This is a genomic window from Streptomyces sp. TRM68416 (assembly GCF_014596915.1).
Taxonomy (GTDB): domain Bacteria; phylum Actinomycetota; class Actinomycetes; order Streptomycetales; family Streptomycetaceae; genus Streptomyces.
Genome location: NZ_JACVWU010000024.1, coordinates 38,131 through 57,631, shown reverse-complemented (window position 1 = coordinate 57,631; position 19,501 = coordinate 38,131). Strand labels below are relative to the sequence as shown.

Sequence of the window (19,501 nt, the reverse complement as noted above, 5' to 3'; positions counted from 1 at the left end):
CCCTGCTCGGTGCGGGACCGGCCGCGGGGCTCGGCGCGGTGGCCGCGGCCGTCGCCGGGGTCTTCGTGGCGCCGGCGATCACCACCGCGTACCTCATCGCCGACGAGGCCGCGTCGGCCGAGTCGCGGGTCCGGGCGGGGTCCTGGCAGCCGTCCGGCCGGCACGGCCGCGACCGCCGCGACCGCCGCGCCCGCCTTGGCCCCGGCGTCGACGGCGCGGCGGAAGTGCTGCGCAGGGGTACGGGGGTGCCCGTACCCCTCGGCTGGCGGGAGCGTCAGTCGTCGTCGCCGTCGTGGTCGTCGCCGTTCCTGTCGTCGTGGTCCTGGGTGACCTTGCCCGTGTGGGCGTCGACCTTCCACTCGCCCTGGGGCGTCTCCACGCTCCACACCGCCGAGCGGCCGTCGTCGTCCAGGTCGACGTCGGTCACCGTGCCCTTCGGGGCGACGGCGTCGGCGGCCTCGCGGGCATCCACGCTCGTCCCCTTCAGGGCGGCGCGCGCCTCGTTGACGTCGTCCGCGTCGTCACGGTCGGTCTGCGTGCCGACAACCTTGCCCGTCGCCGCGTCCACCTGGACGGTGTACGAGGTGGTCCCCCGGCCGAGCACGTCGACCTCCCAGCCACGGAAGTCGCCGTCGTCGTCCCGGTCGTCGTCGAGGTCGACGGAGACGACCGTGCCCGGCCGGGACTCCAGGGCCGCCTCGATCGCCTGGGCGACGGTCACCTTCGTCACCTTCGCGGTGCGCGTCCCGGTCACGTCGTCGCGGTCGTCGCGGTCGTCGCCACGGTCGTCACCGCGGTCGTCGTCCTTGCCGTCGTGCACCGTGGTCGTCGTAGGTGTCGCGGTCCGCGCGTCGTCGTCGCCGTTCGCGAGGGCGACCGCGGTGCCGCCGCCCGCGAGGGCGGCCACGGCGACGGTGGCGATGACGAGGTTGCGCTTCATGAGGTCCTCCAAGGAGTTCGGTCGCTTTCGACGACCACCACGCTGCTCCACCCGACCTGAAGCCACGCTGAACCCACCTGAAGATCACTTCAGCTTCGCTCTGCCACGCTGTTCCGCATGCGCCTTCTCATCGTCGAGGACGAGAAACGCCTCGCCCTGTCCCTCGCCAAGGGCCTCACGGCCGAGGGCTACGCCGTGGACGTCGTCCACGACGGCCTGGAGGGACTGCACCGGGCGAACGAGTCACCGTACGACCTGCTGATCCTCGACATCATGCTGCCCGGCATGAACGGCTACCGCGTCTGCTCCGCCCTCCGGGCCGCCGGCCACGACGTGCCGATCCTGATGCTCACCGCCAAGGACGGCGAGTACGACGAGGCCGAGGGCCTGGACACGGGCGCCGACGACTATCTGACCAAGCCGTTCTCGTACGTCGTCCTCGTCGCCCGGATCAAGGCGCTGCTGCGCCGCCGCGGCACCGGCGGCTCGCCCGTGCTCACCCTCGGCGACCTGCGCGTGGACACCGGCGCCCGCCAGGTCTTCCGCGACGGCACCGAAATCCCGCTCACCACCAAGGAGTTCGCGGTCCTGGAACAACTCGCGCTGCGCGCCGGGCAGGTGGTCTCCAAGGCGGACATCCTCGACCACGTCTGGGACTTCGCCTACGACGGCGACCCGAACATCGTCGAGGTCTACATCAGCACCCTGCGCCGCAAGCTCGGCGCCGGTCTCATCCACACCGTGCGCGGCGCCGGTTACCGGCTGGAGGCCGGAAGGTGAGGCGGCTGTTCGGCTCGGTGCGAGCGAAGGCGACGCTCGGCGCGACCCTGGTGGTCGCCGTGGCGCTGGTCGCCGCCGGTGCCGTAGTCCTGCTGTCGCTGCGCGCCACCCTCGCCCGGGAGGCGGACGGGGAGGCCGACAACGCCGCCCGCGAGGTCGCGGCGCAGATCGCGAGGAACGTGCCGTACTCCCGGCTCGACCTGGACGAGGACCCTCCGGTGCAGGTCGTGGACCGGAACGGCCGACTGCTCGCGGCGAGCGAGGGGTTGGAGGCGATCAGCGGCACGCGCGTGTCCGAGGTCACGCCCGCGCCCAGCCCGGGCGCCACGCGCGGCGACGACGATGACAGTGACGACGACGATGGCGACGACGACGGTGCCGAGGCCGGTGAGGTCGGCGAGGTGACCTGGCACGGCCAGGGCTGGGCCACGGTCGACGGCGAGCGCGAGGCGTACCGGTTCGCCGAGGTCGAGGTCACCGACGGGCGCGACGAGACGGTCCGCGTCTACGCCGGCGGCTCCCTCCGGGCCCAGCAGGACGCGGTGCGCACCGCGACCACGGTCATGCTGATCGGGCTGCCCGCGTTGCTCGCGGTGGTCGGTTCGGTGACCTGGCTGGTCACCCGGCGCGCGCTGCGCCCGGTGGAGGGCATCCGGCGCGAGATGGCAGAGATCACCGCCTCCGCCGATCTCACCCGGCGGGTCCCCGAGCCCGGCTCCCACGACGAGGTCGCCCGGCTGGCCCGCACCACCAACGAGACGCTGTCCGCCCTTGAGGCCTCGGTGGAACGCCAGCGCCGCTTCGTCGCCGACGCCTCGCACGAGCTGCGCAGCCCGATCGCCTCACTGCGCACCCAGCTCGAAGTGGCGGCGGCACATCCGGAGTTGCTCGATCTGGACGGGGCGGTCGAGGACACCGTACGGCTCCAGCAGCTCGCCGCCGATCTGCTGCTGCTCGCCCGGCTCGACGCGGGGGAGCGGCCCGGTGACGCGGGTGTGGACCTGGTTGCGCTGGCCCGGCAGGAGGCCCGGGGCCGGGCCGGGGTGACGGTCACGGCCGACGGGCCGACGGAAGTGACCGGGTCCCGGGGGCAGTTGGGGCGGGTGCTGGCCAATCTGCTGAACAACGGGCAGCGGCACGCCCGTTCGGCGGTCACCGTCGCGGTGGGCCGGGCGGACGGCTGGGCCGTCGTGCAGGTCGCCGACGACGGGGACGGGGTGCCGGAGGCCGACCGGGAGCGGATCTTCGAGCGGTTCGTACGGCTGGACGAGGCCCGCAGCCGGGACGACGGCGGTGCCGGACTCGGCCTCGCCATCGCCCGCGACGTCGCCGAACGCCACGGCGGCACCCTCACGGTGCGCTCCGCGCCGACAGGCGGAGCCCTGTTCGAACTCCGCCTGCCGCTGTCCTAGGCGCTAGGGGCGTCCCCGCTGGCTGCGCAGGTGCTCCGCGATCGGCTTGAGGCCCTTGTCGAGCTCCGCCAGCGCCTCGGGGGACAGCAGGTCGATGAAGTGCCTGCGCACGGACGCCACATGGTGGGGGGCGACCTTCTTCATCGTCTCCATGCCGTGCTCGGTGAGCACGGCGTAGAGGCCGCGCCGGTCGGACTCGCAGTTCTCGCGTCGGACCAGGTTCGCGTTTTCCATCCGCGTGATCTGGTGGGAGAGGCGGCTCTTGGACTGGAGGGTGGCGGACGCCAGGTCACTCATCCGCATCCGTACGTCCTCGGACTCGGAGAGGTTCACCAGGATCTCGTAGTCGTTCATCGTCAGGCCGAACGGCTGCAGATCCTTTTCGAGCTGGTACGTCAACAGCCTGTTGACCTCCAGGTGGGTGCGCCAGGCACACTGCTCCGCTTCGGTCAGCCAGCGCGTGGCCGTCTCGGTCTCCATGAATGAAGTCTACCTAAAATGTTGAAAGGCGAACTACTGAGGGTGGTGTGACGGTGCGCACGCGTTCGAAGCCATCACACTCCGCAGACTACCGCTCACAGCCCGAAGCGACGCTGGAGGTCTCCCAGCTGTCCGGGAAGGCGCGGTGCGCCGGTTTGCGGTGAGCCACCTGCGGAACCACCGCTTCCGGGTACCCCCGCCTGGTGCGGCACCGCCCCCGTCGCCTGCTCGGCCATGAGGGCCTCGGAGGACTGCAGGAGTACGGTCCCGGCACCCACGAACTCGAACTGGTGCTCCTCGCCGGACGCCCCGCCGAGGCCCGTCATCCCACGTAGACCGCCTATGAAGCCGGTCATGTAGCCATGGTCGTAGTGATGGCAGGGCGACGGACAGTCGGCCCAGCCGACGAGCGCCTGCGGGTCCACCCGGATCGGAGGTTCCATGAACACCACCGGACCGTTAGATGCGGCCACGAACTTTCCGGTTCCGATCAGCGTCAGAAATCCCGGCACGATCGACTGCTTCAGCGAAAGACTTGGCTGAAAAGCGAGCAGGTTGCCCGAGCGAATGGTCAGATTGCCGTCGTCGAGGTCGTAGGAGTTGACGTCGAAGGCCCGGTCGGCCAGCAGCATCTTGCCCGAGCCCTCCGCCACGACCCAGTCGGCCGCGTGCAGTGGTGAATGGAAGGACGTACGGACAAGCCGGTCGAGTCGACCGTGCCCGATGCCGTTGAAGTCGATCGAACCGTAGTAGGCGATCATCTTCCCCTTCTGCAGGAACCACTGGCTCCCCTTGAGCTCGACGCAGAAGGTGTAGCTGTCGACGTTGTCGTCGACGGGCAGCGTCATGGGGTCGTGCACAACGGGACCCGCACCCGGGTAGGCGCTCACAGCTTCTCCTCCGACGCCTGGACGTACACCGCTCCGTGGCCGCTCAGCTCCAGCTGGAAGGCCTCGCCGGAGCCGCGGCCCACCATGTCGCGCCAGCCCAGCGCGGTGGACAGCTTGTTGCGCACCTCGCCGTGGTGGGCGACGTACGCCTGGGGGTCGACATGGACCGGCCGCTGCGGGGTGATGGGCAGCTCGATCACGCCGCCGTGGGCCATCACGGCCACCGAGCCGTGCCCCTTGAGGGTGGTGGTGAACAGCCCCTGGCCCGTCACCTGTCCGCGCACCATGCCCATGACGCCGCCCTGCGACCCCATGAACATCGTGCCCTGCTCCAGCGTGCCCTCGAAGGCCAGCAGACGGTCCGCCTCGACGTACAGGGTGTCGCCGGAGAGGTTGATGACCTGGATGTGGTGCCCGCCGTGCCCGAACAGGACCGTGCCGCTGCCCTCGACGGTCATCAGGGGCGTGGCCTCGCCCGCCACCCGGCGCCCGATCATCGACGCGAGCCCGCCCTGCCCGCCCTGCGTGTTGGGCGTGAAGGACACCTCGCCCTTGTACGCGAGCATCGCGCCGCGCTGACTGAACAGCCGCTGCCCGGGCAGCACCGTCGCCTCGACCATCTTCGAGTTGATCTCACGGAAGGCCACGTCACACATCCCCCGCGATCGTGTTCCGCTCGCTCGGCTGGACGTACACCAGGCCGTCCCCCTCGAACCGCATCTGGAAGGCCTCGCCGCCGCCCTCGCCCATCAGTGTGCGGAACGTCACACCGGACTGGAGGGACTGCCGCAGATTCCCCTGGTGCGCGATGTACGCCCCCGGATCCACCGTCAGCGGGTACTGTGCGCTGACCCGCAGCACCACCGCCGACCCGTCCGAGGTGATCGCCACCTGCCCGTGGCCCTCGACGGTCGTGGTGAACAGACCGTTGCCCTGCGAGGCCCCGCGCACACCGGTGAACGTGGTCCCGGTCCTGAGCCCGCCGTCCGTCGCGAGCAGGTTGCTCGACTCCACGTACAGCTTGTCGCCCTGGAGGCCGACGAGGTTGATCTCACTGGCCCGGTCGGCGAACCAGCAGGTCCCGTGCCCCTTCACCTCCATCACCGTCATCTGCTCGCCGGTGATCCGCCGGGTCACCATGCCGCGGATGCCCTCGCCGCCGCCGCTGAGCTTCTTGAACGCCATCTGTCCGTCGTACGCGACCATCGAGCCGTTCTTCGCCTTCACGGCGTCCCCGGTCATCTCGACGGCGAGCACCTTGCTGCCTTGAAGTCGAAACACTGCCACGCTGCGAAGGTAGCCCGCGGGAGGCCGCCGCCGACAGGGCCTGTGGGCGGAGATCCACCCTGAATATCCCCCTATAACGGGGGGCGTCGCCCACTACGGCGCGGGCAGCCGTATGACAGCCGTCCCCCGGGTGAGATCCACGGTCGACCTCGGCGGCGCCCCGTCCTCCTCGTCGTCCCGCATCACCAGGGAGCTCTGCCGTTCCTTGAGCTCGTGCTGCTTGCCGGGGGAGAGCGCGGCATGCAGCTGCTCGAAGCCGGTCGCGGAGACCTGGCCCTGCCGCGCGGCGTTCCGCCAGGGCAGCGCTCCGGCCCGGCCGGCCCGGAGCAGCAGCTGATCGACGAAGGCCAGCACGGTCAGCAGCACCACGAGCCCCGGCAGGGTCATGAAGAAGACGAACTGCACGTGCGCACCCCTCGGAGAGCCGTCGCGGGACCCCAAGCCTGCCCCCGCTCGGCCGTTTGCCACAATGGTTGAACGTTTGTGCTCGCGTTCACAAACCGCCAGGCCCTCGCCGTAATCTCCCATCGAAGGTGACCCGTGGACATCAAGACCGCCACCGCCCTCCGCCGCCTCCGCCTCGTCTCCGGCCCCGAGGCGGTCTCGTTCCTGCTGCTGCTCCTGTGCTCCGTACTGAAGCGGACCACGGACTTCAACGCGGTGCCCGTGATGGGCATGATCCACGGCGTTCTGTTCATCCTCTACGTGATCTTCTGGGCGGACGCCTGGAACCGCACGAAGTGGTCCCTGGGGACGGCGGCCCTGTACTTCGTCCTCTCCGTGCTGCCCACCGGCGGATTCTTCGCCGACCGCAAGCTCAAGCGTGAGGCCGAGGACGCGGTCATCGCCTCCCGCGCGCGGCAGGAGAGCGCGGTGAAGACGTCGTGATCGTCGCCTTCTCCGTGACACCCCTCGGGGTCGGTGAGGACGTGGGGGAGTACGTCGCCGACGCCGTCCGTGTCGTACGTGAGTCCGGACTGCCCCATCGCACCGACGCGATGTTCACCTCGGTCGAGGGCGAGTGGGACGAGGTCATGGACGTGGTGAAGCGCGCGGTGGCCGCCGTGGAGGCGCGCGCCCCGCGTGTGTCCCTCGTCCTGAAGGCGGACATCCGTCCCGGAGTCACGGACGGGCTGACCTCCAAGGTGGAGACGGTGGAGCGGCACCTGTCCGCCGAGTAGCACGGGCACATACGCCGAACCCCGGTCCCGCGCGGACCGGGGTTTTCTTCTGCCCGCTGTTTGAGCAGTCGCTCAAAACCGGGTACCTTCCTCCTCAAGCAGTTTGAGCGGTCGCTCAAACACACAGCTGACCTGGGGGAATCGCATGAGCCACCACGGGCTCTACATAGAGGCGCGGATCCGCGCCGACCTCGACGAACTCTGGGCCCGCACCCAGGAGCCGTCCCAGCACCAGCGCTGGGACCTGCGCTTCACCGAGATCGCTCACCTCCCGCACGCGGAGGGCGAACCGCAGCGCTTCCGCTACGCCACGCGCGTGCTCCCCGGCCTCACCGTCGCCGGCACCGGGATCTCGGCGGGCGAGAAGGAACGCCCCGACGGCACCCGCACCTCGGCCCTGCGCTTCGCCTCCCCGCACCCCCTCTCCCTCCTCGCCGAGGGCAGCGGCTACTGGCGTTACGTCCCCGACGACGACGGGATCCGCTTCCTCACCGGCTACGACTACCGCCCCCGCTGGGGCGCCCTCGGTGCGCTCGCCGACCGCCTGCTCTTCCGCCCGCTCATGGGCTGGGCGACGGCCTGGTCCTTCGACCGCCTGCGCCTGTGGCTGGAGCACGGCATCACCCCCGAGCGGGCCCGCCTGAACTGGCTCACGGAACTCGCGGTCCGTGCGCTGGTCATCACGGCCGGCTGCACCGGCCTGGCCCTGGAATCGGCCCTCCGCCTCCTGGGCCCCTACGCCGCGCCCCTGGCGTACCTCTGCCCCGTCCTCCTCATCGCCGCGGTCTGCGCGGCCCTCTTCAAGGCGCCGCTGCCCAGCACGCCCGCCGCCCGGCGCTGTCTGCGCAGGCCGCCCGCACGCGCGCGTGCGCCGCGCCTTCTTCGCACCCTGGAGAACCCCCGATGACCTCGATCTTCCGCACGGCGATGGGCCGGGAGTTCGACCGCCTGCACCCACAACTGCGACGCCGCTTCTCCGTGGGCCTGGCGTCCGGGGAAGCGTGCACCGGCCACGGCGTCATGGACCGCATCTGGCACGGCCGGGCCTTCGTGAAGCCGTTCCTGTCGCTCGGCGGCACCCGCAACATCCTCGTCCCGCGCGAGGGCCGCCACGTGCCCTTCACCATCGAGAACGTGCCCTACGTCGACACCTACGGGCGTGAGACGGTGTCCTTCGTGCGCACCTTCGACCTGCCCGGCCGTGCCCGGCGCTTCGACGCCCAGATGGTGCTCGGCCCCCGCGGCGACCGCATCCTCGACTACCTGGGCACCCATCAACACCTCGCCAGCGACCTGCACTTCCACGCCGAGCCCGACGGCTCGCTCCTGATCCGCTCCGGCGAACACCGGTTCCGCGAGGGGGTGGTGGACGTACGCGTACCCGAACTGATCGGCGCCACCGCCGAAGTGCGCGAGTCCTACGACGACTCGACGGACCGCTTCCGCATCCGGGTCCGCGTCGTCAACCGCTACTTCGGACCCCTCTTCGGCTACGAGGGGACCTTCCGCGCCACCTACACCGACCTCCGCGCCTGCGGGGTACGGCCGGGGCTGCGGCCCGTGCGCGAGGAGGCGCGCGCGTGAGTCCGGAGACGGCGAAGTCCCTGGAGACGAAGACGAAGCTGCTCGAAGGGGCGCTGCGGACGCTCACCGAGCAGGGGATCGCGAAGACGTCGGCGCGGTCGGTGGCGGCGGCCGCGGGGGTCAACCAGGCGTTGGTCTTCTACCACTTCGGGTCCGTGGACGAGCTGTTGGCGGCGGCGTGCCGGTACGGGGCGGAGCAGCGGGTGTCCCGCTACCGTTCCCGCTTCGCGGAGATCACCTCGCTCTCCGAACTGCTGGCCCTCGGCCGGGAGATACACGAGGAGGAACGGGCCTCCGGTTACGTCTCCCTCCTCGGGCAGCTGCTCGCCGGTGCCCAGACCCATGCGAGCCTCGGGCCCGCGACGGCGGTCGGTCTTGACCTGTGGATCGTGGAGATCGAGAACGTCCTCGTGCGGGTTCTTGCGCGTATGCCGTTCGGGGAGTTCGTCGATCCGGCGGGGCTGGCGCGGGCGGTGGCCGCGTCGTTCGTGGGGATCGAGTTGTACGAAGGGGTTGACGCGGAGGGGGCGTACTCGGCGCTGGACGCGCTCGAGCAGCTCGGCGCGCTCGTGGCGGCCCTGGACGACCTCGGTCCGGTGACCCAGCGGGCCGTACGCCACCACCTGCGCCGCCGGTCGGCGTCCGCCGGCTGAGCCACGGCCCGTTTCTCGCCCCCGCCGCCCCTACCCGTCCCATCCCCCAGGGGCTCCGCCCCTTCGACCCCGCCAGGGGGCTCCGCCCCCTGGACCCCCGTTCGGCCTGAACGGCCTCGTCCTCAAACGCCGGACGGGCTGGATGTGACGACCGGCGTCGATAAGGGTCCGCATCGTTCTCGCGCGCCGGACGGGCTGCGCCCCCGGAGCCGCCAGCCGCCAGCCGTCCTCAACCGGGTGCGAGCCGGGCATCCCGCGTGCCCCCAGGCGCCCGCGGCGGGAAGGGGACGGGGTGGGGGGTGTCCGCCCGCAGCGGCGGGCGTTTGGGGGCGGGGCCGATGTGGCGGGCGGTAGGCCGGACCGAGGACGGACACCCCCCACCCCGGCCCCGACTCACACCCCCCCACAGGCGCTACGCGCACCCCCGCCAGACCCGCACATGCGCCGCAGGCAAGGCCCCAGCCCCCACCACAGGAAGCCCTCCATACCCCACCCACCTGGACGCCCCCAGTTCGACACGCCACCAAATCTCCACTTTTGTATGGATATCGGACTTGATCGCCGATGACTCCTCAATCACTGGAGGGCGCTGTGCGGCCGGAGGGCTACGACTACGACACCCACAGCCGACTCGCCGGGCCGCTCACGGAGCCGGTCGGCCCGTCGTACCGGGTGCAGTACACCTCGCTGCTGTCCCGCGAGCCCCACCGAATACGCGCGATCGTCCTGATGACACTGGCGCCCCTGCTCACGGGCGCGCTGCTCGCCTACCTGCTGTGGCCCAACCACTGGGTGGAACGAGAGGGCGGCGATCAGTGGCTGGTCGGACTCGACATCACCATGCTGGTGGCCATCGGGCTCATCGAACTCTTCATGGTCGTCAACGTCGTCTCCGTGGCCCACGCCACCCTCATGGCCCGAGACCCCGTCCCCGTCACCCCGGAACCCGGCACCCGCGTCGCCTTCCTCACCACGTACGTCCCGGGCAAGGAACCCCTCGACATGGTCCGCGCCACCCTCGAAGGGGCGACGAGGATCCACCACACCGGCCCCCTCGACGTCTGGCTCCTCGACGAGGGCGACGACGAGCAGGCCAAGGCCCTCTGCCAGGAGCTCGGCGTCCGCCACTTCACCCGCCACGGCGTCCCGGAGTGGAACCGCCCCAAGGGCGTCCACAAGGCCCGCACCAAACACGGCAACTACAACGCGTGGATCGCGATGCACGGCGACGACTACGACTTCTTCGCCTCCGTCGACACCGACCACGTCCCGCTCCCCAACTTCCTGGAGCGGATGATGGGTTACTTCCGCGACCCGGACGTCGCCTTCGTCGTCGGGCCGCAGGTCTACGGCAACTACCACAACCCCGTCACCAAGGCCGCCGAGTCCCAGCAGTTCCTCTTCCACGCCCTCATCCAGCGCGCCGGCAACCGCTACCGCGCCCCCATGTTCGTCGGCACCAACAACGTCGTACGCATCGCGGCCGTCCAGCAGATCGGCGGCCTCTACGACTCCATCACCGAGGACATGGCCACCGGCTTCGAACTCCACCGCCGCCGCAACCCGCAGACCCGCCGCCACTGGCGCTCGGTCTACACCCCGGACGTCCTGGCCGTCGGCGAGGGCCCCGCCTCCTGGACCGACTTCTTCACCCAGCAGATGCGCTGGTCGCGCGGAACCTACGAGACGCTCCTCAAGCAGTACTGGAAGGCGCCGTTCACCATGCCCCCGGGCCGGCTCTTCTCGTACAGCCTGATGCTGTTCTACTACCCGATGACCGCCGTCAACTGGTTCCTCGGCATCCTCAGCTGCTTCCTCTTCCTCTGGTTCGGCGCCTCCGGCACCCAGGTCACCGCCTCCGTCTGGCTGATGCTCTACAGCGACGCGGCCGCCCTCCAGATCTGCCTGTACCTGTGGAACAGACGGCACAACGTCTCGCCCCACGAGCCGGAGGGCTCCGGCGGACTGGCCGGCATGGCGATGTCCGCGCTCTCCGCGCCGATCTACCTGAAGTCCTTCACGGAGGCACTCGTCCGCCGCCCCAGCCGCTTCGTCGTCACACCCAAGGGCGGCGGCACCAGCCCCGACCGCCTGCTCACCTTCCGCATCCACCTGTGCTGGGCGGCCCTCCTCGCGACGTCCCTGGCCGCCTCGGTGGTCCTGGACCACACACACGTGGCCATGCGCACCTGGGCGGTGCTCGCCATGGTGATCTCCCTGGCGCCGGTCGCCGTATGGGCCGTCACGCTGCTCAAGGAGCGCAGGGCACGGCAGCAACCGCACCCGGCCGCACGCCCGGTGGACGGCACCGAGCCCGCCCTCGCCACCAGCGGAGCGACCGCGCCCGTCTCCAGCACCACGACAGGAGGCAACTAGGCCATGGCCTACCACCCCTCGCAGAAGACCAAGAAGACCGTCCTGGGCATCGGCGGCATCGCGATCCTGGCCGGCCTCAACGCCCCGGCCGCGCTGGACTTCGCGGGCGAGAAGTACCACGAGTACAAGATCGCCCAGCCCGAGTACAAAGCCAGGTACGGCAGTTGGAGCCAGGTCGACATCCCGGAGGAGTACCGCACCAACGCCATCCACGCGGCACTCCTGCACACCGGAAAGGTCCTGATCGTCGCGGGCTCGGGGAACGAGCAGAAGAAATTCGACGCGGGGTCCTTCGACACGGTCCTCTGGGACCCGAAGGCCAACACCTTCAAGAAGATCCCGACCCCCGAGGACTTCTTCTGCTCCGGCCATGCCCAACTCCCCGACGGCCGCCTGCTCGTGGCCGGCGGCACCGCCCGCTACGAGCTCCTCGACGGCGAGGTCGAGCGGGCGGGCGGCGGTATGCGGGTGAAGAACGAGAGCCCGGACAAGGCGGTGTTCCTCAAGAAGGGCACCCGCTTCCGCTCGCCCGCCGGAGTCGAGTACGTCACCCGGTTCGACGTCACCGTCCCGAAGGCCAAACGCACGTTCAAGGTGACGTACAACAAGGCCGGTGTGATGCAGCCCTGGCAGACCAAGGTGACGGCGAGCGAGGCCCGGGTCTTCGTCGAGGCCGTGGAGGCGGGACCGCTGTCGGTCACCGACCGGCAGGCGCAGTACGAGGTCGTCGGCCTGGCCGGCAAGGACGCGGACAACGTCTACGGCCTCTCCGAGAAGATCACCCTCGACAAGCAGGACTTCCAGGGAATCCGCGCCGCCTACGAGTTCGACCCCGTGGCCGAGAAGTACATCCCGGTCGACCCGATGGACAAGGCCCGCTGGTACCCGACCCTGGTCGGCCTCGACGACGGCCGGATCCTCGCCGTCTCCGGCCTCGACGACGTCGGCGTGGTCGACCCCGGCGACAACGAGATCTACGACCCGAAGACCAAGAAGTGGACGCCGGGCCCGAAGCGGTACTTCCCGACCTACCCGGCCCTCTTCCTCACCAAGGGCGGCAAGCTCTTCTACCCGGCCGCGAACGCCGGTTACGGCCCCGCCGACATGGGCCGCGAACCGGGGTTGTGGGACCTGGAGACCAACACCTTCGAGAAGGTGCCCGGCCTGCGCGACCCCGACGAGACGGAGACCGCGGCCTCCCTGCTGCTGCCCCCGGCCCAGGACCAGAAGGTGATGATCCTCGGCGGCGGAGGCGTCGGCGAGTCGAAGAAGTCCACCCCCCGCACGGCCGTCGTGGACCTGAAGAAGGACAACCCCGCCTTCGAGGACGGCCCCGACCTCCCCCAGGGCACGCGCTATCTGAACAGCGTGATCATGCCCGACGACACCGTCTTCACCTCCAACGGCTCCGAGGACTACCGCGGCCGCAGCGCCAGCAACATCCTCAAGGCGCAGTTCTACGTCCCGAAGGAGAACGTCTTCAAGGAGGCGGCCGCGCCCAGGGTGGGCCGCAACTACCACTCCGAGGCGCTGCTGCTGCCCGACGGCCGGGTCGCCACCTTCGGCTCCGACCCGCTCTTCGACGACCAACAGAACACCAAGCTGGGCCACTTCGAGCAGCGCATGGAGGTCTTCACCCCGCCCGCCCTGCACAAGAACGGCGCCGAGCGCCCCGTACTGAAGGACGGACCGAAGGAACTCGACGAGGACCACCGGGCGACCTTCCGCACCGACCACCCGGAACGGATCGAGAACGCCCGCCTGATGCGCCCCAGCGCGGTCACGCACACGACGGACGTCGAACAGCGCTCCATCGCCCTCGGCCTCACCAAGACTGCGCACGCGGTCACGGTCGACGTACCGAAGGACCCGACCCTGGTGCCGCCCGGCTGGTACATGCTGTTCGTGACCGACGCGGAGGGCACCCCGTCGGAGGCGCAGTGGATCCAGGTGAAGCGATGACCCTCACGACCGCGCGTTCCGGGCGAGACCCAGCGCGTACTCCGGCCACCACTGCCCGGCGTCCGGTCCGCCCTCGCAGGTCCCGTCGGACTCGCCGGGCCGCTTGACCCACAGGTAGGCGTCGACGGCGGGCTCGCCGGTCTCCGTCGTGGGCGGGGTGCCGAGGGCCCGCCCCGGCGGGTTGCACCACACGCCGGGCAGGGGGCCGTTGCCGTTGCGGCTCGAATCGATGACGAAGTGCTTGCCGCCGAGGTCGCGGGAGAGCCTCAGACCGTACGCCTTGGTGGCGTCGTCCGTCTGGAAGTTGGAGACGTTCAGGGCGAAGCCGTCGGCCTCGGCGATCCCGGCGCGCCGCAGCGGTTCGACCAGCTTCCCCGGCTCCTTGATCCAGGAGGGGTTGCCCGCGTCGAGGTACACCTTGGTGTGCGGCTGCTGCTTGAGCCGGCGGATCGCCTCGCCCAGCAGCTGCTCGCGTTCGGCGTGGTACTCGCCGGGTGTGCAGCCGTCCACGATGTGCGCGACCGCGTCGGGCTCCAGCACCACCAGGGCCCGGCTCTCCCCGAGCGCGTCGGCGAAGCTCCCGATCCACTGCCGGTAGGCGTCCGCGTCGGCGGCCCCGCCCGCCGAGTGCTGGCCGCAGTCCCGGTGCGGGATGTTGTACGCCACGAACAGCGCCGTACGCCCCTCGGCCGAGGCCGCCGCCGTCGCCGTACGGACGTCGGGGCCCGGGTCGATCTCGCCGGCCGGCCACTGGGCGGCCGGCCGGTCGGCGATCCGCCGGAGCAGCTCGGCGTCCTGCGTGCGGCCCTCGCGCCGCCACAGTTCGATCTGCTGCGCGGCCGGGCTGTCGGGATCGACCCAGAACGGGGAGGAGGACGGTGCCGGGTCCGACTTCCTGGAGTCGGCGCCGGTGACGGAGGCCTCGTCGACGTCGGTCGCGGACGAGCAGGCCGCCGCGAGGCCGAGCACCGTGAGAGCCGCGAGGGTGCGGATGCGGATCAGCCGGGACATGCTGCTCCCTGGGTGGGGGGTGACGGGCAGTGACGATCGGTAGCCAATCGTTGCATAATTGTGCAAATCACCCATGAAAAGACATGGCCCGCCGTCTCCGTGAGCACTCCGCGCCCGAAAGACGAGACGGGGCTGACCAGCATGTGACCGGCCGGTAAGGTCTGGTGACGTGCCGAAGCCCCTCAGTCTTCCCTTCGATCCCATCGCCCGCGCCGACGAGCTCTGGAAGCAGCGCTGGGGAAACGTGCCGTCGATGGCCGCGATCACCTCGATCATGCGCGCCCAGCAGATCCTGCTCGCCGAGGTCGACGCGGTGGTCAAGCCGTACGGGCTGACGTTCGCCCGCTACGAGGCGCTGGTGCTGCTCACCTTCTCCAAGGCCGGGGAGCTGCCCATGTCGAAGATCGGCGAGCGCCTGATGGTCCACCCCACCTCCGTGACCAACACGGTGGACCGCCTGGTGAAGTCGGGCCTGGTGGACAAGCGCCCCAACCCCAACGACGGACGCGGCACCCTCGCCGTCATCACCCCCAAGGGCCGCGAGGTGGTCGACGCGGCCACGGCCGACCTGATGGCCATGGACTTCGGGCTCGGCGTCTACGACGCCGAGGAGTGCGCGGAGATCTTCGCGATGCTGCGCCCGCTGCGAATCGCTGCGCGAGACTTCGAGGGCGAGTAGGGTTTCCGCGGGTCAGCGCGCTGCTCCCCGCCGGTGCGGGGGTGTTCCGACCATGCAGGTGCACAGGGCGAGCAGCATCACGTGGTCCCCGTCGACGCGGGGTTTTGGTGAGCGGTTACGCTCGTGGGCATGCGAAAAAGCGTGCTGACCCGCTACCGGGTCATGGCCTACGTCACCGCCGTCATGTTGCTGGTCCTCTGCGTGAGCATGGTGTTCAAGTACGGCTTCGACACGGGCGAGGACGTCACCTTCGCCGTCTCCCAGGTCCACGGCTTCCTCTACATCATCTATCTGATCTTCGCCTTCGACCTCGGCTCCAAGGCCAAGTGGTCGTTCGGCAAGCTGCTGTGGCTGCTGCTCTCCGGGACGATCCCCTTCGCCGCCTTCTTCGTGGAGCGCAAGGTGACCCGCGAGGTCGAACCCCTGATCGGCGACCGGGCCCCGGCCGTCGCCAAGGCCTGACCGGACCGCCGTACGACTCGATCGTGCGGCGGTTCTTGCTGCAGAATTACTAGGACGTCCAAGTTAACGCTCGTGAACCATCGACATTTACTAGGACGTCCAAGTAAATTTGAGGGTATGGACGCTGACGCCATCGAGGAAGGCCGCCGTCGCTGGCAGGCCCGGTACGACGCCGCGCGCAAGCGCGACGCTGACTTCACCACGCTCTCCGGGGACCCCGTGGAGCCGGTGTACGGTCCCCGGCCGGGGGACACCTATGACGGCTTCGAGCGGATCGGCTGGCCCGGGGAGTACCCCTTCACGCGCGGGCTGTACCCGACCGGCTACCGCGGGCGGACGTGGACCATCCGGCAGTTCGCCGGGTTCGGCAACGCCGAGCAGACCAACGAGCGCTACAAGATGATCCTCGCCAACGGCGGCGGGGGCCTGTCCGTCGCCTTCGACATGCCGACCCTCATGGGTCGCGACTCCGACGACCCCCGCTCGCTCGGCGAGGTCGGCCACTGCGGCGTGGCCATCGACTCGGCGGCCGACATGGAGGTCCTGTTCAAGGACATTCCGCTGGGCGACGTCACCACCTCGATGACGATCAGCGGACCGGCGGTCCCCGTCTTCTGCATGTACCTGGTCGCGGCCGAACGGCAGGGCGTGGACCCCGCCGTCCTCAACGGCACGCTCCAGACGGACATCTTCAAGGAGTACATCGCCCAGAAGGAGTGGCTCTTCCAGCCCGAGCCGCACCTCCGCCTCATCGGCGACCTCATGGAGTACTGCGCGGCCGGCATCCCCGCGTACAAGCCGCTGTCCGTATCCGGCTACCACATCCGCGAGGCCGGGGCGACGGCCGCGCAGGAACTGGCGTACACGCTGGCGGACGGCTTCGGCTACGTCGAACTGGGCCTCTCGCGCGGCCTGGACGTGGACGTCTTCGCCCCCGGCCTGTCCTTCTTCTTCGACGCGCACCTCGACTTCTTCGAGGAGATCGCCAAGTTCCGCGCGGCGCGCCGGATCTGGGCCCGCTGGATGCGCGACGTCTACGGCGCGAAGACCGACAAGGCGCAGTGGCTCCGCTTCCACACCCAGACGGCCGGTGTCTCGCTGACCGCGCAGCAGCCGTACAACAACGTGGTGCGTACGGCCGTGGAGGCGCTCGCGGCGGTCCTCGGCGGCACCAACTCCCTGCACACCAACGCCCTGGACGAGACCCTCGCGCTGCCCAGCGAGCAGGCCGCGGAGATCGCGCTGCGCACCCAGCAGGTCCTCATGGAGGAGACCGGCGTCGCCAATGTCGCCGACCCGCTGGGCGGTGCGTGGTACGTCGAGCAGCTGACCGACCGGATCGAGGCCGACGCCGAGAAGATCTTCGACCAGATCAAGGAGCGGGGGCTGCGGGCGCACCCGGACGGGCGCCACCCCATCGGTCCGATCACCTCCGGCATCCTGCGCGGCATCGAGGACGGGTGGTTCACCGGCGAGATCGCCGAGTCCGCGTTCCGGTACCAGCAGGCGCTGGAGAAGGGCGACAAGCGGGTCGTCGGGGTGAACGTCCACCACGGGTCCGTCACCGGGGATCTGGAGATCCTGCGGGTCAGCCACGAGGTGGAGCGGGAGCAGGTGCGCGTCCTGGGCGACCGGAAGTCCGGCCGGGACGAGGCCGCGGTGCGATCGACCCTGGACGCGATGATCGCCGCCGCCCGTGACGGTTCCAACATGATCGAGCCCATGCTGAACGCGGTGCGGGCGGAGGCGACGCTGGGCGAGATCTGCGGGGTCCTCCGGGACGAGTGGGGCGTCTACACGGAGCCGGCGGGCTTCTGAGCGAACCGTCGGCCGGGGCGGGCGTGGGGGTGGGACGCGCAGCCCGGCGCCAACGGGTTGCCGCCTGCGCCCACCCGTGCCGCCCCAGGCGGCACGCATGCCCGCAGGATGAGCGGCCCGCGCCCGCGGACCGCGACGCACCTCACCCCGCGGACGCGGCCGCAGCCGCCGCCAAGCCCGCCACCAGTACCCGTGTGAAGGTGCGTACCCACTCCTCGTTCGCCGGTTCCGCGCTGACCAGCGTGCGGTGGACCACCGCGCCGGCGACGACGTCGAAGATGAGGTCGACGGTGCGGGCGGCCTCGGACGGGTCGGACTCGGGCGGCAGCTCTCCGCGGCCCTGGGCGCGAGACCTCCCCTCCAGCACCAGCCGCTTCTGACGGTCGACGATCGACGTGCGGATGCGCTCGCGCAGGGCGTCGTCGCGCGTCGACTCCGCGACCACCGCCATCAGGCCGCTCTTCGCCTCGGGCCGGGCGAGGATCGCCGCGAACTGGAGCACCACGCCCTCGATGTCCGCGGCCAGCGTCCCGCGGTCGGGGAGCGTGAGCTCGTCGAAGAGTTCGGCCACCGCGTCGACGACCAGCTCGTTCTTGCCGGTCCAGCGGCGGTAGATCGTCGTCTTCGCAACCCCCGCCCGCGCCGCCACGTCCCCCAGGGTGAGTTTGGACCAGCCCAGCTCCACCAGCGCCTCCCGCGTCGCCGCCAGGATCGCGGCGTCCGCGGCTGCGCTGCGGGGGCGTCCTGTGGCGCGTGGGGCGGGGGTGCGGCTCTGCATTCCCTGACGATAACCACCGGCCGCCGCCCTGACTCCGTGAGGCAGATCACCGCACCCCGGTGTACCGGAGACACGCGGTGCCATTACGCTACGACTCGTAGCGAAACCACTGGCGTGGGGTGGGGACCCGACGCAGACCGACGCAGAACGGCAATCGCTTTTCACTCGTGCGCGAGAACGGGGGAGGATAGACGCATGCAGCCACGGAACATGTCCATGAGCGGAGTCGTCGACCTCGCCGCGGTGAAGGCGGCCCAGGAGGCCAAGGCGAAGGCGGAGCAGGCGCGCGCCGAAGCGGCCCGGCAGGGCGGGGGCGGGGGAGGGGCGGTCTCGCCCGCGGATCTCGTCATCGATGTCGACGAGGCCGGTTTTGAGAGGGACGTACTTCAGCGGTCCACCGAGGTCCCGGTCGTCATCGACTTCTGGGCCGAGTGGTGCCAGCCCTGCAAGCAGTTGAGCCCCGTCCTGGAGCGGCTCGCCGTCGAGTACAACGGCCGCTTCGTCCTTGCCAAGATCGACGTCGACGCCAACCAGATGCTGATGCAGCAGTTCGGGGTGCAGGGCATCCCGGCCGTCTTCGCCGTCGTGGCGGGCCAGGCCCTGCCGCTCTTCCAGGGTGCCGCCGGCGAGGCGCAGATCCGCGAGACCCTGGACCAGTTGGTGGCCGTGGCCGAGCAGCGCTTCGGGCTGACCGGCCTCTCCGTCGACCCGGAGGCCGACCCCGGTGCCGACCAGACGGCTCCCGCGGCGCCGGCCGGGCCGTACGACGCGCTGCTGGAGGCCGCCGTACGGGCGCTGGACGCCGGTGACTTCGGCGGTGCCGTACAGGCGTACAAGAACGTCCTGAGTGACGACCCGGGCAACACCGAGGCCAAACTGGGCCTCGCCCAGGCCGAGTTGCTCCAGCGGGTGCAGGGGCTCGACCCGCAGCAGGTGCGCAAGGACGCGGCCGAGAAGCCGGCCGACGTGCAGGCGCAGATCACGGCCGCCGACCTGGATCTGGTGGGCGGTCATGTCGAGGACGCCTTCGGGCGGCTCATCGAGACGGTGCAGCGCACGGCGGGCGACGACCGCGATGCCGTACGGCTGCGGCTGCTGGAGCTGTTCGAGGTGGTCGGCCCCGAGGACCCGCGGGTCGCGGCGGCGCGCAGGGCTCTTGCGCGCGCCCTGTTCTGACCGGGCCGCGAGCCCCGTTCTGACCAGTCGCT

Annotated in this window: 21 protein-coding genes; 13 read left to right on the top strand and 8 right to left on the bottom strand. The window is 70.4% G+C overall.

Going from position 1 to position 19,501, the window contains the following annotated elements; translation table 11 throughout:
- Positions 1-274: 274 nt before the first annotated feature.
- Positions 275-940: a PepSY domain-containing protein gene (locus ICC28_RS31640; RefSeq protein WP_188292207.1), complete on the bottom strand. Its 666-nt coding sequence runs from the start codon at positions 938-940 to the stop codon at positions 275-277.
- Positions 941-1,057: 117 nt separating this feature from the next.
- Between ICC28_RS31640 and ICC28_RS31635 the strand changes: the two genes are divergently transcribed.
- Positions 1,058-1,720, top strand: coding sequence for a response regulator transcription factor (locus ICC28_RS31635; RefSeq protein WP_188292206.1), 663 nt, complete (start codon positions 1,058-1,060; stop codon positions 1,718-1,720).
- Positions 1,717-3,132, top strand: coding sequence for an ATP-binding protein (locus ICC28_RS31630; protein ID WP_188292205.1), 1,416 nt, complete (start codon positions 1,717-1,719; stop codon positions 3,130-3,132). Before ICC28_RS31635 ends, ICC28_RS31630 begins: the two co-directional genes overlap by 4 nt.
- 3 nt (positions 3,133-3,135) lie before the next feature.
- Here the strand turns inward: ICC28_RS31630 and ICC28_RS31625 are convergent, their stop codons facing one another.
- The 5 genes from ICC28_RS31625 to ICC28_RS31605 all read right to left on the bottom strand — a co-directional run bounded on the left by ICC28_RS31625 (position 3,136) and on the right by ICC28_RS31605 (position 6,194).
- Positions 3,136-3,612, bottom strand: coding sequence for a MarR family winged helix-turn-helix transcriptional regulator (locus tag ICC28_RS31625; protein WP_188292204.1), 477 nt, complete (start codon positions 3,610-3,612; stop codon positions 3,136-3,138).
- A 95-nt stretch (positions 3,613-3,707) separates the two neighbouring features.
- The gene (locus tag ICC28_RS31620; RefSeq protein WP_188292203.1) at positions 3,708-4,502 is read right to left on the bottom strand and encodes an AIM24 family protein; all 795 of its coding nucleotides are present in this window, start codon (positions 4,500-4,502) and stop codon (positions 3,708-3,710) included.
- Positions 4,499-5,149: an AIM24 family protein gene (locus ICC28_RS31615; protein ID WP_188292202.1), complete on the bottom strand. Its 651-nt coding sequence runs from the start codon at positions 5,147-5,149 to the stop codon at positions 4,499-4,501. The genes ICC28_RS31620 and ICC28_RS31615 overlap by 4 nt, the downstream gene beginning before the upstream one ends.
- Before the next feature lies 1 nt (position 5,150).
- Positions 5,151-5,789: an AIM24 family protein gene (locus tag ICC28_RS31610; RefSeq protein ID WP_188292201.1), complete on the bottom strand. Its 639-nt coding sequence runs from the start codon at positions 5,787-5,789 to the stop codon at positions 5,151-5,153.
- Between the two features lie 93 nt (positions 5,790-5,882).
- On the bottom strand, positions 5,883-6,194 hold the full coding sequence (locus ICC28_RS31605) for a DUF6191 domain-containing protein (RefSeq protein WP_188292200.1): 312 nt from the start codon (positions 6,192-6,194) through the stop codon (positions 5,883-5,885).
- 135 nt (positions 6,195-6,329) lie between these two features.
- Here ICC28_RS31605 and ICC28_RS31600 point away from each other — a divergent pair, with 135 nt between their 5' ends.
- The 7 genes from ICC28_RS31600 to ICC28_RS31570 all read left to right on the top strand — a co-directional run bounded on the left by ICC28_RS31600 (position 6,330) and on the right by ICC28_RS31570 (position 13,545).
- Positions 6,330-6,677, top strand: coding sequence for a DUF3817 domain-containing protein (locus tag ICC28_RS31600; protein WP_188292199.1), 348 nt, complete (start codon positions 6,330-6,332; stop codon positions 6,675-6,677).
- Positions 6,674-6,970, top strand: a complete 297-nt coding sequence (locus ICC28_RS31595) for an MTH1187 family thiamine-binding protein (RefSeq protein ID WP_188292198.1) — start codon at positions 6,674-6,676, stop codon at positions 6,968-6,970. Before ICC28_RS31600 ends, ICC28_RS31595 begins: the two co-directional genes overlap by 4 nt.
- A 145-nt stretch (positions 6,971-7,115) precedes the next feature.
- Complete coding sequence (locus ICC28_RS31590) at positions 7,116-7,877, top strand: hypothetical protein (protein WP_188292197.1); 762 nt, start codon at positions 7,116-7,118, stop codon at positions 7,875-7,877.
- Complete coding sequence (locus tag ICC28_RS31585) at positions 7,874-8,554, top strand: DUF4166 domain-containing protein (protein ID WP_188292196.1); 681 nt, start codon at positions 7,874-7,876, stop codon at positions 8,552-8,554. Before ICC28_RS31590 ends, ICC28_RS31585 begins: the two co-directional genes overlap by 4 nt.
- Entirely contained in the window at positions 8,551-9,207 is a 657-nt protein-coding gene (locus ICC28_RS31580; RefSeq protein ID WP_188292195.1) for a TetR/AcrR family transcriptional regulator, read from the top strand. The genes ICC28_RS31585 and ICC28_RS31580 overlap by 4 nt, the downstream gene beginning before the upstream one ends.
- A gap of 591 nt (positions 9,208-9,798) precedes the next feature.
- Positions 9,799-11,583, top strand: a complete 1,785-nt coding sequence (locus ICC28_RS31575) for a glycosyltransferase family 2 protein (RefSeq protein WP_188292277.1) — start codon at positions 9,799-9,801, stop codon at positions 11,581-11,583.
- A gap of 3 nt (positions 11,584-11,586) precedes the next feature.
- The gene (locus ICC28_RS31570) at positions 11,587-13,545 is read left to right on the top strand and encodes a kelch motif-containing protein (protein ID WP_188292194.1); all 1,959 of its coding nucleotides are present in this window, start codon (positions 11,587-11,589) and stop codon (positions 13,543-13,545) included.
- A gap of 3 nt (positions 13,546-13,548) precedes the next feature.
- Here the strand turns inward: ICC28_RS31570 and ICC28_RS31565 are convergent, their stop codons facing one another.
- Positions 13,549-14,556 (bottom strand): glycoside hydrolase family 6 protein, encoded by a 1,008-nt coding sequence (locus tag ICC28_RS31565; protein WP_188292193.1) that lies wholly within the window; start codon positions 14,554-14,556, stop codon positions 13,549-13,551.
- A 169-nt stretch (positions 14,557-14,725) separates the two neighbouring features.
- Between ICC28_RS31565 and ICC28_RS31560 the strand changes: the two genes are divergently transcribed.
- From ICC28_RS31560 to ICC28_RS31550, 3 genes are all read left to right on the top strand, one after another.
- On the top strand, positions 14,726-15,235 hold the full coding sequence (locus ICC28_RS31560; protein ID WP_188292192.1) for a MarR family winged helix-turn-helix transcriptional regulator: 510 nt from the start codon (positions 14,726-14,728) through the stop codon (positions 15,233-15,235).
- Between the two features lie 129 nt (positions 15,236-15,364).
- Entirely contained in the window at positions 15,365-15,697 is a 333-nt protein-coding gene (locus ICC28_RS31555) for a DUF3817 domain-containing protein (RefSeq protein ID WP_188292191.1), read from the top strand.
- 117 nt (positions 15,698-15,814) lie between these two features.
- Positions 15,815-17,515: a methylmalonyl-CoA mutase gene (locus tag ICC28_RS31550; protein ID WP_188292190.1), complete on the top strand. Its 1,701-nt coding sequence runs from the start codon at positions 15,815-15,817 to the stop codon at positions 17,513-17,515.
- Between the two features lie 142 nt (positions 17,516-17,657).
- On the opposite strand, the gene ICC28_RS31545 is transcribed toward ICC28_RS31550, so the two are convergent.
- Positions 17,658-18,293 (bottom strand): TetR/AcrR family transcriptional regulator, encoded by a 636-nt coding sequence (locus ICC28_RS31545; protein ID WP_188292189.1) that lies wholly within the window; start codon positions 18,291-18,293, stop codon positions 17,658-17,660.
- Between the two features lie 195 nt (positions 18,294-18,488).
- On the opposite strand from ICC28_RS31545, the gene ICC28_RS31540 reads away from it, so the two are divergent.
- A complete protein-coding gene (locus ICC28_RS31540) occupies positions 18,489-19,469 on the top strand; it encodes a tetratricopeptide repeat protein (RefSeq protein ID WP_188292188.1) in 981 nt (326 codons plus the stop codon).
- The last annotated feature ends 32 nt before the right edge of the window (positions 19,470-19,501 follow it).

Coding starts and splice junctions, on each gene's coding strand:
- ICC28_RS31640 (WP_188292207.1), bottom strand. CDS start 940: ATGAAGCGCAACCTCGTCATCGCCACCGTCGCCGTGGCCGCCCTCGCG.
- ICC28_RS31635 (WP_188292206.1), top strand. CDS start 1,058: ATGCGCCTTCTCATCGTCGAGGACGAGAAACGCCTCGCCCTGTCCCTC.
- ICC28_RS31625 (WP_188292204.1), bottom strand. CDS start 3,612: ATGGAGACCGAGACGGCCACGCGCTGGCTGACCGAAGCGGAGCAGTGT.
- ICC28_RS31590 (WP_188292197.1), top strand. CDS start 7,116: ATGAGCCACCACGGGCTCTACATAGAGGCGCGGATCCGCGCCGACCTC.
- ICC28_RS31585 (WP_188292196.1), top strand. CDS start 7,874: ATGACCTCGATCTTCCGCACGGCGATGGGCCGGGAGTTCGACCGCCTG.
- ICC28_RS31570 (WP_188292194.1), top strand. CDS start 11,587: ATGGCCTACCACCCCTCGCAGAAGACCAAGAAGACCGTCCTGGGCATC.
- ICC28_RS31565 (WP_188292193.1), bottom strand. CDS start 14,556: ATGTCCCGGCTGATCCGCATCCGCACCCTCGCGGCTCTCACGGTGCTC.
- ICC28_RS31555 (WP_188292191.1), top strand. CDS start 15,365: ATGCGAAAAAGCGTGCTGACCCGCTACCGGGTCATGGCCTACGTCACC.
- ICC28_RS31550 (WP_188292190.1), top strand. CDS start 15,815: ATGGACGCTGACGCCATCGAGGAAGGCCGCCGTCGCTGGCAGGCCCGG.
- ICC28_RS31545 (WP_188292189.1), bottom strand. CDS start 18,293: ATGCAGAGCCGCACCCCCGCCCCACGCGCCACAGGACGCCCCCGCAGC.
- ICC28_RS31540 (WP_188292188.1), top strand. CDS start 18,489: ATGCAGCCACGGAACATGTCCATGAGCGGAGTCGTCGACCTCGCCGCG.